General features: G+C 33.7%; 10 protein-coding genes and 2 tRNA genes. All 12 read left to right on the top strand.

The annotated features are described in order from the left end of the window. Positions 1-35: 35 nt before the first annotated feature. Positions 36-566: a hypothetical protein gene (locus IR010_RS06260; protein ID WP_194602553.1), complete on the top strand. Its 531-nt coding sequence runs from the start codon at positions 36-38 to the stop codon at positions 564-566. A gap of 35 nt (positions 567-601) precedes the next feature. Next, positions 602-1,192, top strand: a complete 591-nt coding sequence (locus tag IR010_RS06255) for a DUF4082 domain-containing protein (protein ID WP_194602550.1) — start codon at positions 602-604, stop codon at positions 1,190-1,192. A 237-nt stretch (positions 1,193-1,429) separates the two neighbouring features. After that, on the top strand, positions 1,430-4,003 hold the full coding sequence (locus IR010_RS06250; RefSeq protein ID WP_194602548.1) for a M1 family metallopeptidase: 2,574 nt from the start codon (positions 1,430-1,432) through the stop codon (positions 4,001-4,003). Then, complete coding sequence (locus IR010_RS06245; protein ID WP_194602546.1) at positions 4,000-4,926, top strand: DUF58 domain-containing protein; 927 nt, start codon at positions 4,000-4,002, stop codon at positions 4,924-4,926. Before IR010_RS06250 ends, IR010_RS06245 begins: the two co-directional genes overlap by 4 nt. A gap of 86 nt (positions 4,927-5,012) precedes the next feature. Continuing rightward, positions 5,013-5,086, top strand: a tRNA-Asp gene (locus IR010_RS06240). 443 nt (positions 5,087-5,529) lie between these two features. Beyond that, positions 5,530-5,603, top strand: a tRNA-Asp gene (locus tag IR010_RS06235). A gap of 104 nt (positions 5,604-5,707) precedes the next feature. After that, positions 5,708-6,784 carry an acyltransferase family protein gene (locus IR010_RS06230; RefSeq protein ID WP_194602543.1) on the top strand — a complete coding sequence of 359 codons (1,077 nt, stop codon included), beginning with the start codon at positions 5,708-5,710 and terminating at the stop codon, positions 6,782-6,784. Continuing rightward, positions 6,768-7,487, top strand: a complete 720-nt coding sequence (locus IR010_RS06225; RefSeq protein WP_194602540.1) for an SGNH/GDSL hydrolase family protein — start codon at positions 6,768-6,770, stop codon at positions 7,485-7,487. Before IR010_RS06230 ends, IR010_RS06225 begins: the two co-directional genes overlap by 17 nt. A 44-nt stretch (positions 7,488-7,531) precedes the next feature. Continuing rightward, positions 7,532-8,344 (top strand): helix-turn-helix domain-containing protein, encoded by an 813-nt coding sequence (locus tag IR010_RS06220; RefSeq protein WP_194602538.1) that lies wholly within the window; start codon positions 7,532-7,534, stop codon positions 8,342-8,344. Between the two features lie 243 nt (positions 8,345-8,587). After that, the gene (locus tag IR010_RS06215) at positions 8,588-9,892 is read left to right on the top strand and encodes a TolC family protein (protein ID WP_317174443.1); all 1,305 of its coding nucleotides are present in this window, start codon (positions 8,588-8,590) and stop codon (positions 9,890-9,892) included. 102 nt (positions 9,893-9,994) lie between these two features. Next, positions 9,995-11,044, top strand: coding sequence for an HlyD family secretion protein (locus IR010_RS06210; RefSeq protein ID WP_194602535.1), 1,050 nt, complete (start codon positions 9,995-9,997; stop codon positions 11,042-11,044). A 1-nt stretch (position 11,045) separates the two neighbouring features. Continuing rightward, entirely contained in the window at positions 11,046-12,629 is a 1,584-nt protein-coding gene (locus IR010_RS06205) for an MFS transporter (protein WP_194602533.1), read from the top strand. The last annotated feature ends 66 nt before the right edge of the window (positions 12,630-12,695 follow it).

Genomic DNA, 12,695 nt, shown 5'->3' with positions numbered 1-12,695 from the left:
CTAACCATTTAATGAATTATTAAAATCAAATTACTATGAAATTTTCAAAAACCATTTTTACAATCTTATTAGTTGCCATTTCTACAGTTTCATGCAGCAGCGATGACGGGGCAGACGGAGTTGACGGACAAACAGGAGCAACAGGACCTTCAGGATCAGCAAATGTTATTTACAGTGCGTGGATAACAGCGCCAACAGCAGCAGCAGAAACAATAGATGGTACGTCGGGAATGTCAACAACTATTAATGCACCTGAATTATCAGCAGATATTCTGGCAAAAGGAACCATATTAGTATATGTTTCGTTCGGATCAGGTACTTACACATTGCCTTACACATCAACGGCTGGCGGATTTGTCAATACAATTACAGCTATTTCGACTTTGCAAAAAATCAAATTGTTCAGATTCAGACATGATGCAGGCGGAACAGTGAATCTTCCAACAACGCTTAGCTGGCGCTATATTTTGATTCCTGGAGGTGTAGCCGCAACAGCAAAAACAGCAAAACTGGATTATTCTAAAATGAGTTACGAAGAAGTTTGTGCACATTTTAATATTCAGTAGCAAGAGTCATTTAATCATTTTTAAAACTAATTATTATGAAATCTTTTAAAACCATTTTTACCATTCTAACAGTTGCATTAGTAACTTTTTCGTGCAGCAGTGATGACGACAAAGACAAAGTTACTTATAATGAAGAAAATCCGTTAGATGCCTATATGGCCGCATCAGGATTTAGCCAAAAGGCAGTAGATGTAAAAAACTCAGGAATTTACGAATACGGATTCAGTTTTAAACCAACTGTAACAGGAAAAATAAAATCATTAATCGTTAAAATTCCAGATGTAAACAGCGCATTAAGAATTACGTTATGGGATGTCGCGACAAAAACAGTTATAAAATCTGAAACATTAAATGTTGCAACGGCAAACGTAACAGTAGAAAAAACAATATCTCCAATCGCTTTGACTAAAGACAAAGAATACTTCTTTACAGTAAACAGCGATGACTGGATTAACAGAACAAAAACAGACGGATCTGCAGCAACTTATCCTATTGTAGCTGGAAATATAACAATCACTGGGTATGCTTATATATCGAGTACAGCGGCTGAAACTATTTTCCCTACAAATGCACGTAATACCTATTACGCTGGAGATATTACTTTTAAATTTCAACAAACTGAGTAATTTGTTTTTTTGGATATAGTTTGAATTAGTAAGTTTGGAAAAAGGTTTGGCTGCGGTCAAGCCTTTTTTGTTTGAGAATTTTTTCCACAGATTAAAAGAATTAAAATGGATTTTTTAATCTGTGAGAATCATTTCATCTGTGGATGACTTTTTAAGCAGTATCAAAATAATTAGTCGAAATTAATGAAATTCATGGCAAACATTTTTTATTTTTAACGAATCTTATATTCCTCTAAAATGAAAATTTGCTACAGCTTTCTTAGTTTTTTTATGTTGATGACAATTGGTTTTTCTCAATCAAAACAAAAAGAAATGCCTCTTTTAGATAATGGCGTTTCTGAAGCTTTGGCACATTTTAGAAAACAACAAATCTCAATTGTTACGTACGGACTTTCGTTTGAAATTCCAGAACAGAAACAGCAGGATATTGTTTCGAATTTGATTTTAAATCTTGATTTGTCTGATTTGAGCAAGCCTTTGTATTTAGATTTTAAAGAGAAATCTTCAAACATAAAATCAGTTGAGGCAAACGGAAAAAATACCCCAATTGTTCACGAAAACGGACATATTGTAATTCCGACACAAGTTTTAACTTTAGGGAAAAATACAATTGCAATTTCATTTATCGCAGGCAATTTATCTTTAAACCGCAACGATGATTTTCTGTATACTTTATTGGTGCCAGATCGCGCCAGCACACTTTTCCCGTGTTTTGATCAGCCAGATCTTAAGGCAACTTATAAATTATCCTTAACTGTCCCAAAAGATTGGTCAGTTTTGGCTGGAGCCGATGTTAAAGAGAAAGCAGAAAAAGGGAATTTTACAGCTTACATTTTTGAAGAATCAAATAAAATGAGCACATATTTATTTTCATTTGTTGCCGGAAAATTTAAAAGTATTACAGAAAATCCGGGTTTAGAAATGACAATGCTGTATCGCGAAAATAATCCCGAAAAGATTCAGGTAAGTACAGATACGATTTTTAAACTGCACCAGCAATCGTTAGATTTTTTAGAAAAATATACGAATTATAAATTTCCTTTTCAGAAGTTAGATTTTGCTTCTATTCCGTTTTTTCAATATGGCGGAATGGAGCATGTGGGCGCAATTCAGTACAAAGAATCGACATTGTTTTTAGATAACAGCGCAACAGACAGCGAAAAATTAGATCGCGCAAAACTCATTGCACATGAGACTTCGCACATGTGGTTTGGCGATTTGGTAACGATGAAATGGTTTGATGATGTCTGGATGAAAGAAGTTTTTGCCAATTTTATGGCAGATAAAATCATGAATCCGATTTTTCCGAAAGTCAATCATAATTTACAATTTTTAACCGCTCATTATGCTAACGCTTACGCGGAAGATCGCTCGCTTGGCACACATCCGATAAAACAAAATCTGTCTAATTTGAAAGATGCGGGATCGCTTTACGGAGCTATTATTTACAACAAAGCACCCATTATGATGCGTCAATTAGAAGCTTCTATGGGCGAAGCAGCGTTTCAAAAAGGAATCGAAAAATACATTAAAAAATACGCTAACGACAATGCTGATTGGAACAATCTAGTCGAAATTCTTGATGCTGAAACGCCGATGGATTTGCAAAAATGGAGTAAAGTCTGGGTAAACAAATCGGGCAGAGCTATATTTACCAATAAAGTAGAATATGATGCTCAAAACCGAATAAAAAAGTTTGAAATCCTGCAAAACGCAGAAGACAAATCGAATAATATTTGGCCTCAAATTTTTCAGATTGGTTTGGTTTATTCAGATCATGTGAAGGCTGTAAATGTTAATATTAAAGATAAAAACCTTCTTCTGAAAGAGGTAATCGGATTTGAAAAACCGCTTAGCATCATTTACAATTATAACGGTTTTGGTTACGGAGTTTTTCCGCTTGACGGGAATACAATAGAATCTGTTTTGAGTTTAAAAGATGAGGTTGCCAGAGCTTCGACTTATATTAATATTTATGAAAATGCCTTAATTGGAAATGTTGCTCCAATAAAAGCTTTTGACTGTTTTTTGAAAGGAATTCAGCAAGAGCAAAACGAATTGGTTCTAAAAATAATTGCCAATCAAACGAGCAGTGTTTTCTGGAAATTCCTCACAAAAAAACAACAAACCAAAGTAAAGAAACAGCTTGAAGATATTTTATATGAGCGTTTGCAGACAGCTTTGCCAGGTAATATCAAAAAGACTTTGTTTAATTTATTCAGTTCGGTTGCTTATTCAGATTCGGCGAAAGCCAAATTATATCAGATTTGGAACAAAGAAATTGTGATTCCGAATTTGAAATTAAACGAAGATGATTATACCAATATCGCTATGAATCTGGCTATTTTTAAACATGAAAAAGCAGACGAGATTTTAAATATAACAAAAGCATCAATCACAAATACCGACAAACAAAGACGTTTTGAGTTCTTGCTTCCGTCATTATCTAAAGATGAATCGGTTCGAAATGCTTTTATAGAATCTTTAAAAGACGATAAAAACAGAGAAAAAGAATCTTGGGTTGCTGTAGGTTTGTCAAATGTTTATCATCCGCTGCGTCAGGAAAGTGCACAAAAATATATCAGGTTTTCATTAGATTTAGTAGAAGAAATTCAGCGTACGGGAGATATTTTCTTTCCAAAAGACTGGCTGAATAATACGGTTGGAAAATATTCTTCTAAATTTGCTTTTGATGAAGTACAGCGATTCTTAAAAGAAAACCCTAATTTTAGTCCGATATTAAAAAGAAAATTATTGCAGGCGACAGACGGTTTGTACCGTGCTCAAAATATTAAAAAAGAAACCGAATGAAAATCGAATCGGAAATAGAGAAGGTCTCCAGTTTTCAGCATCTCGAAATGTTGGCAAATCAAGTTGTTGAAGGTTTTATATCTGGAATGCATAAAAGTCCATTTCATGGGTTTTCAGCTGAATTTGCCGAACATAAAGTCTATAATGCTGGAGAAAGTACCAAACACATTGATTGGAAATTATTTGCCAAAACCGATCGTTTGTACACGAAACGTTTTGAGGAAGAAACCAATTTACGCTGTCATCTTATTGTAGATAATTCGTCTTCTATGCATTATCCGGAACTAAAATCGAATCAGCCTTTTTATGAAAAGAAGATTGGTTTTGCTGTTTTGGCTTCGGCAGTTTTAATGAATATCTTAAAGAAACAGCGCGATGCTGTTGGTTTAAGCGTTTTTTCAGACAGCTATGAATATTACGCTCCCGAAAAAGGAAGCGATCGCCATCATAGAATGCTGCTCAATAAATTAGAACAATTGTTAGTACAGCCCACAGTCAAAAAAACGACAGATACGATTACGTATTTGCATCAAATTGCAGAGAAAATGCACCGTCGTTCGATGATTATTTTGTTTACAGATATGTTTCAGTCTGAAGATGATGAAAAGCTTTTTAATGCGTTACAGCATTTAAAACACAACAAACATAAAGTCGTTTTGTTTCACGTTGTTGATAATGGAACAGAGCTGAAATTCGACTTTGACAACACACCAAGAAAATTTATAGATTTAGAATCAGGTGAAGAAGTATCGATTTTTGCTGATAATGTAAAAGTTGAATACGAAAAAAGGGCCGAAGCATACTTTAAAAAACTAGCTTTAACCTGCGCAAAGAACCAAATTAAGTACGTTCCGGTGAATGTGGGCGACAATTTTGAAAAAATATTGACAACATATTTGGTTGAAAAACAAAACTTTGGCTAGAGATTTAAAATAATTATTTATTTTTTTTATAAAAACACTTGCAGAAATGAAATTCTGTACTATCTTTGCAACCGCAATAACGCAGAGGTTTGGTAGTTCAGTTGGTTAGAATACATGCCTGTCACGCATGGGGTCGCGGGTTCGAGTCCCGTCCAGACCGCAATATTGGGAAAAGCCTTTCTTAACAGAAAGGCTTTTTTGCCCAAATACGGTATCTAAGATTAGTTGTGTTGTTTGCTACGACTTTGTAACTCGTAGCTGGTTTAGTAGTTAGACCAATGAAAAGCTTTCCACTTTTGTGGATGGCTTTTTTGATTTAAGACACTTTGGTTTAATCGCAAAGCGCAAAATTTCTAAGTCTCGGAACACGCAAAGTCCGAAAAGTTTTTTTAAAGCTTTACGGACTTTGCGTTTTTAACCTTGCGTTCTTTGCTGTTAAATTTTGGTTTTTTAGCTTGTAAAATTGGAATTTGGTTCTGATGCTTCAGGATAAAAGATTGGAATTTATTTAAAATCAGATGATTATAATTTTATGGATTTTAATTCATAAAAACCCTTGCAGAATCCAAGTTCTATTGTATTTTTGCACTCACAATAACGCAGGGTTTGGTAGTTCAGTTGGTTAGAATACATGCCTGTCACGCATGGGGTCGCGGGTTCGAGTCCCGTCCAGACCGCAATATTTCAAGAAGCCTTTCTTAACGGAAAGGCTTCGTTTTATTTTAATAATTAGTGATTTCATAACTATATTATGAAAAAATGATATTTAATACCACAAATAATGATTAATAGTAAAAATTTTGATAATATTCGAACTGTCGCCCTTGTATTTATTCTTTTAATTCATACTTCATTAAGTAATATTGGATTGGTTGATTTTACTTTGAAAATGACAGATAATTCGTTTCATGAAAATTTTAATCAATTAGTAATGCACGCTCTTTATAATAATTTATTTAAACCAGGGACTATTTTGTTTTTTATTATTTCTGGATTTTTATTTGAAATGCAATTTTCAAAATTTAATAATTTTTCTACATTTATTAAGAAGAAAGCAAAAAGCTTATTGTTTCCTTATTTAATCATATTTGTGATTCCTACAATTATTATAACTGGATTAGTGGAGCCAAATATAGGAATGAAAGAAAATCTTACTATTTCTATTTTTGCAGTTAGGATATTTAAAAATATTTTTCTTACTAATTATTGGTTTGTTCCAGCTCTATTTGTAACGTTAATTATTAATTATTTCATTAAAACTAAATATCTTTTTAAATCACTTATTATATTTATTCCAATATGGATAATTGCTTATTTAAATATTTATTTAAAATTTGCAATTACATCGCATACAGTATGGTTTATTGGGTTTTTCTTTATATTTACTCTTGGTCGCTTAATGTACATTTATAACGAAAAAATATCGAATTTATCTATTGTAAATAATTATAAAAAATTGATTTTATTAAGTGTAGTATCTTATATTATATCGAATCTAGAATCTATTTTTATAATGACTTATGGCAACTATGATTTTGTCAATACACTTAAAATTGGAAATATTCTCTATTCCTTCTCATTGTTTTATCTATTGAACACTTTATTAAATAAGACAAATTTTATTATACCAATTGATATATCTTTTTACTTCATTTATTTGATACATCCATTTGTTTTAAGAATGACTTGGGTAATTCTTTTTAAGAATAATAGTATAATTTTCGAGTATCCTTCTCAATATTTATATAATATTGTACATTTTTTAATTGTTTTGATAACTTCGTTTGCAATTCAACAAATTTTTTTTAAACTTAGCTTTAAATCTAAAACAATGTCGGGATATGTTTTTAAAAAATAAGGTTGGAAATTATATTACTTATTTCTGTGTTTTAATTTTTTTACTACAAAGCTGCGAGCCTACAAAAGATAAAAATCTTCCCGAAATAGAGGAGAAAACTTTAGTGGTAGTTTTAGGCTCATCTAATGCATATGGTTTAGGGCCAAAGAATATAAATGATTCGTGGGCGGGATTGTTGAAAAATGAAAAATCAACCACACTTGTTAATCTAAGTTTCCTTGGCAGTACTACATATCATTTTTTGCCGGCTAATGAACCTAATTATAGAAATATAGTTCCAGACAAAGAACATAATATTGAAGCTGCAATTAAATTATCTCCAAAGATTATTATATTTTCAATAACTACAAATGATATTGCTTCAGGGTACTCAATTGATGAATATCTTAGTAATATGAAAATAATGACTGATTTATGTGTTGCTAATAAAATAGAATATATTGTAACTAGCACGGCACCAAGGAATCCATTGCCTTTTGAGAGAAGAAAGGCGCTATATGATTTGAATAGGGAGTTAGAAAAAATTTATGGAGAAAGATATACAGAGATTTATAATTTCATTGCAGATTTAGATAGTTTTAAGTGGCAAAAGAATCTTTGTATTTCAGATTCTATACATGGAAATGAAGAAGCTCACTTAATTATGTATAGAGAAATATTTAAAAGCTATGAGAAATCTAAAACTAGATTATCTGCTAAATAATAGTCGTTAATTTGTCCTAGAAATAATGGCTAGAACAATTTTCAATGGAACATTCCGGTCAGAAACTAGATAAGTATTACATCAAGAAAGTAGATGCTGATAAAAAAAGCATTTACTGCCACCACGATTTGATGGGAGAATTGTTTATTCCTACACACAAACATGATAAAGCCCAATTACTTTATGCAGAAGGCAATGTCGTTTTTGTAACAACGGAGACCAAAACCTATTTTCTGCCCGCAAGACATTTTATATGGATTCCGAGTGGAGTGGAACACAGTATTCAGCCGAAATCTGAAAATGTGATGATGCGAAATTTATATTTTCCGGTTGAAAAAGGAGAAGATGAATTTTATCAGGTTGAAGGTATTTATCCCGTCAATAATTTATTGTTGCAAATGATGCTTTTTACCAATCGTTGGAATGGCGATCTTAAAAAAGGAACTCCCAACTTTACCATTGCCAAAGCAATAAAAGCGATTCTGCCACAAATTTGCACCAATAATTTGCCATTAGAATTACCGCAGCCAAAAGACAAACGACTTAGTAAAATTCTGCGTTTCATTGAAAACAATCTAGGCGAAACGATTCTGTTTGCCGATGTTGCTCACGAATTTGGTTACAGCGAACGCTCTTTGTATCGCTTATTCCAAAAAGATCTCAAAATGTCTTTTATTCAATATTATACCATTCGAAGAATCTTAAAAGCAATCGAACTTTTGTTAGAAAGAAAACTTTCTGTAAAAGAAGTAGCGTTAGAAGTGGGTTACAATAGCGTTCCGACTTTCAGCAATACGTTTTTCAAGATTTTAGGACAAAGGCCTTCCGATTACTTAAATGGAGAAGATATTCTGTAGTTTTTTTAAATCTGCTTGAAATATCACAAACCCAATACAATTTGTATTAAATTGTTTTTCAGTATTTTAATATAACGTTTTCGAAAAACGAGATTTTAACGTTTGTCCGAAATGAATATGTTATTGACTTTTTAGAATTATCAGTCATCGTAAAAATGAAGGAACTTTGCAGCATAAAATATTTATGTATTCATGTTCCTTAAAACAACAAATTCTACAGACGATTGTTTTCTCAAAAAACTAGTGCTATTGCTAATTTTATTGGCATTCACTAGTTTACAAGCACAGGAAATTCACACGATTTCGTTAAAAGAAGCGGTGAAAATGGCCAAAGAAAACAACAAAAAAATCCTTCGATCTCAATTGGAGATCACGCTCTCAGAGCAAAACATAAAAGAAAGTAAAGAACTCCGCCTGCCGGATATCGAATTAAACGGCGAGTATTCCAGAATTACTAATATCACCGAATTCAAAGGGAATGGTTTCTTGAATGGAAAAGAAGTAACGAAAGCAATTCCTGAAATCTATCAGGTGAATTCGACTTTTAAAATGCCAATTTATGCGGGAAATAAAATCAATAACGCCATCAAAATTGCGAATCAGGAAAGCGAAATTGCTAAAATAAAAACCGAAAAAACCGAAAATGATATTGAGCTCGAAGTGGTAGCCAATTATCTTTCGATTTATAAAATGATGGAACTTCAAAAGATTTTTGAGGAAAACATAAAAGAAGAAAAAAGCCGATTGAAAGAAGTACAGTCGCTACAAAAACACGGAACGGTTACAAAGAACGAGGTTATTCGTGCCGAATTGCAGCTTTCGGATCGTGAATTGAATGCGCTTACAAACTCCAAAAACATTAAAATTGCGCTTCACGATTTGAAAACTTTAATTCAGATTCCAGAAAACGAAGAAATAGCGATTGATACTGCTTCAAATATTGATGAAATGAATGGTTTGGATCCGTATGATTTTTATCTGGAAAAAGCTTCTCAGAATGAAGAAATGCGTATTGCAAGTCAGGAATTAAACATCAAAAAAACGGAATTGCAATTGGTGAAAGGAAATTATCTGCCAACGGTAAACTTCTTCGGAAATTATGGTTTTTATTATCCTAACTACAAATTTTTTCCGCCAAATCCGTATTTGTACACTTTAGGACAAGTTGGAATCGAAGCGCGTTTTGATATTTCGGCTTTGTATAAAAATAAAACCAAAGTAGAACAGGCGAATAAAAAAATCGAATGGCAGCAAATGCAGTCTGAAATTATAAAAGATGAAATTAAAGATCAACTATATAAAGAACATACACAATATCAGGAAATCCTTGAAAAATTTGTGGTGGTCGACAAAGCTTTGGATCTGGCCAATGAAAATTATCGCATTGTAAAGCTGAAATACTTAAACCAATTGGTTTTAATAACCGAAATGGTCGATGCTGATAATGCTTTGCTTCAGGCGAAATACAACAAAATTTCTACCCGATTGGATGCAGTTCTGAAACATTATGAATTGCTTCATACAGCGGGGATTATGCCACAGAGTTAGATGTTAGATGTTAGATGTGAAAAGTTAGAAGTTAGAAGTTAGAAGAAAGAAGCAAGATTTAAGAGTGATAATAGAAAATAGACAAGAAAAGATATAGAGTTTATGGTTAAGATAAAAAATGAAACTAGAAGAAACAAAACGTTTCATATACTAATAACGGTTATTGCGTGTGCGCTTGTAGCCAGCGGGGTTGTTTTGGGAATTTGGTTTTACGTTTTCAACAGAAATCACGAAGAAACCAATGACGCACAAGTAGAACAATATGTAACGCCAATTATGTCGAGAATTACAGGTTATGTACAGGAAGTTCGTTTTAATGAAAATCAGTTTGTGCATAAAGGCGATACTTTGGTTGTAATTGACAACAGAGAATATCAATCAAAATTGAATGTGGCTTTGGCCGATGTTCAAAATGCGAAACAAAACAGTGTTGTTGCTCAGAAAAATGCTGTAAACACAGCAAGCGCAACAGCGATAACCGAATCGCAATTAGACGGTGCAAAATCGAATCTTTGGAAAACCAAATTAGAATACGAAAGATATCAGGCTTTGGTAAAAGAGGAAGCCGCTACGTCTCAGCAATTAGAAAAAGTTAGGGCAGATTACGAATCGGCGCAGGCACATTTTCAGGAAATGAAAAACAGAATTCATTCTGCAGATTTAAGCACTTCTGTGGCCGAGGCCAATGTTCCGACAACGCAGACCAATATAGCATCTAAACAAGCCGTTGCAGATAATGCTGCATTATTTCTTTCGTACACTATAATTACAGCGCCTTACGACGGCTGGGTTGGAAAACGAACTTTACAGCCTGGACAATTGGTAAAAGAAGGGCAATCACTGCTTTCAATCGTGAGCAAAGAAAAATGGATTACAGCCAATTTTAAAGAAACGCAATTGCAGTATTTAACCGTTGGGCAGGAAGTCGAAATAAAAGCCGATGCTTTGAGCGACAAAACTTTCGTAGGTACAATTGCTTCTTTATCGCCCGCGAGCGGGGCAAGATTTTCATTGCTTCCGCCAGATAATGCAACCGGAAACTTCGTTAAAATCGAACAAAGAATTCCAGTTCGAATTCAGTTAAAAGACACTGACAAACAAACCGATTTTTTAAGAGCGGGAATGAATATCACCGTGATCGCGGCACACTAAAATGGAAGATAAAAGTATTTTTAAATCCTGGGTTCCAAAATGGGCAATCATTATTATTTTGTTTGTCTGTCTTTTGCATTCCATGATTTTATTGGGAGTTTATACTTCAAACGTAACCTACGCAGCGAGTTTTCTGGACATCGAACCAGAAGATTTGCAGTTTGCGATGTGTGTTACGTACGGAACTTTGCTCGCCACAATTTTAATCGAAAGCCGATTTTCGAGTTTTTTCCCTGCAAAAAATTACTTGATGGCGGTGTATTCCTTAATCGGGATTACGATTGTTTCATCGGCGTATATTAGCAATTTTTATCTTTTTTTATTGCTGAGAATTGCCGAGGGAATCTTAATGGCGCTTCCGGTAATTACAATCAGACAATTGTTGATTGAGCAGTTTAATTCTAAAAATGCCATTATAATTGGTTTTTCGTTTTACTACGGTTCGCTGTTATTGTCAACGCCTTTTATTATGAATATTGCGGTTTGGTTTCTAGATCATTACGACTGGAAATACATGTTGTACGTTTCGGGCGGCTTGCAGGTTTTGAATGTCTTTTTAATCTTAGTTACTTTTCGCGGGCACCGAATCACAAAGAAAATTCCGTTGTATCAAATCGACTGGATGAGTTATTTTTTGGTTTTAACTGCGATTCTTTGCGGTGCTTACTTTTTTGTTTATGCAGAGAAAAAATATTGGTTTGATTCTTCTCAAATGGTTATTATGTTAATGATTGCTCTGATTTCAGGAGGTTTATTTATCTTTAAAGAACGCTTGGTAAAAAGACCGACTTTCGATTTTGAAGTCTTTAAATACGCCAATCTGCGAATAGGGTTTTTATTATTTTTCCTTTTCTATATCAGCAGGGCAACGCTGAGTCTATGCCATTCGGCAATGTTTTCGATTTGGAATTGGGATCCGTCGCGAGTGGCGGGCGTGCAATACATAAACGGACTAGGAAATGTAATCGGACTTATTTTAGCGGCCTATTTTCTGATGAAATCCGTTTCGACCAAAGTTATTTTCATTATTGGATTTTCTCTTATTGCGTTATTTCATTTTTGGTTTACGTTTCTTTTTGTGCCCGATGTGGCTTTGTCAGATATTATAATTCCGTATATTTTGCAAGGAATCGGTGTTGGATTTTTATTTGTTCCGCTCATCTTATTTACCACATCATCGGTTCCGGCAAAAATGGCGGTTTCTTCAGGAATTGTTGGTGTTTCGGGACGTTTTTGGGGAAGTACAATTGGTTTTTGCGTGATGCAGAATGCAGTTGTATTTTTAAACAAAAAGCACTTTTTAAAATTAAGTCAGTTTGTAACAGGCGATAATCCCGAAGCACAGCAAACCATAACTGCAACAGCGCAAAGTTTTATGGCAAAAGGATATTCTGCAGATAAAGCAAATACTTTGGCACTTAAAAAAGTCTTCGGGACAGTTACGAAACAAGCGACTTTATTAGCCGATATGGAGATTTATACCATTGTTGGTTACGGTTTGGTGGTTTTGATTATTCTAATCGCGTGTAATCAGCATTTGAGACAGACTATGACATTGGTTAAAAGTAAGATATGGATTGGCTGATTTTTTGTTTCAAGTTTCAGGTTTCAAGTTTTTCCGCATTTTATGTCATTTCGACGGAGGAGAAAT

It is taken from the genome of Flavobacterium sp. MR2016-29, from assembly GCF_015350695.1.
In the GTDB taxonomy this organism is placed as follows: Bacteria; Bacteroidota; Bacteroidia; order Flavobacteriales; family Flavobacteriaceae; genus Flavobacterium.
This window is presented reverse-complemented; position numbering and strand designations above follow the sequence as displayed.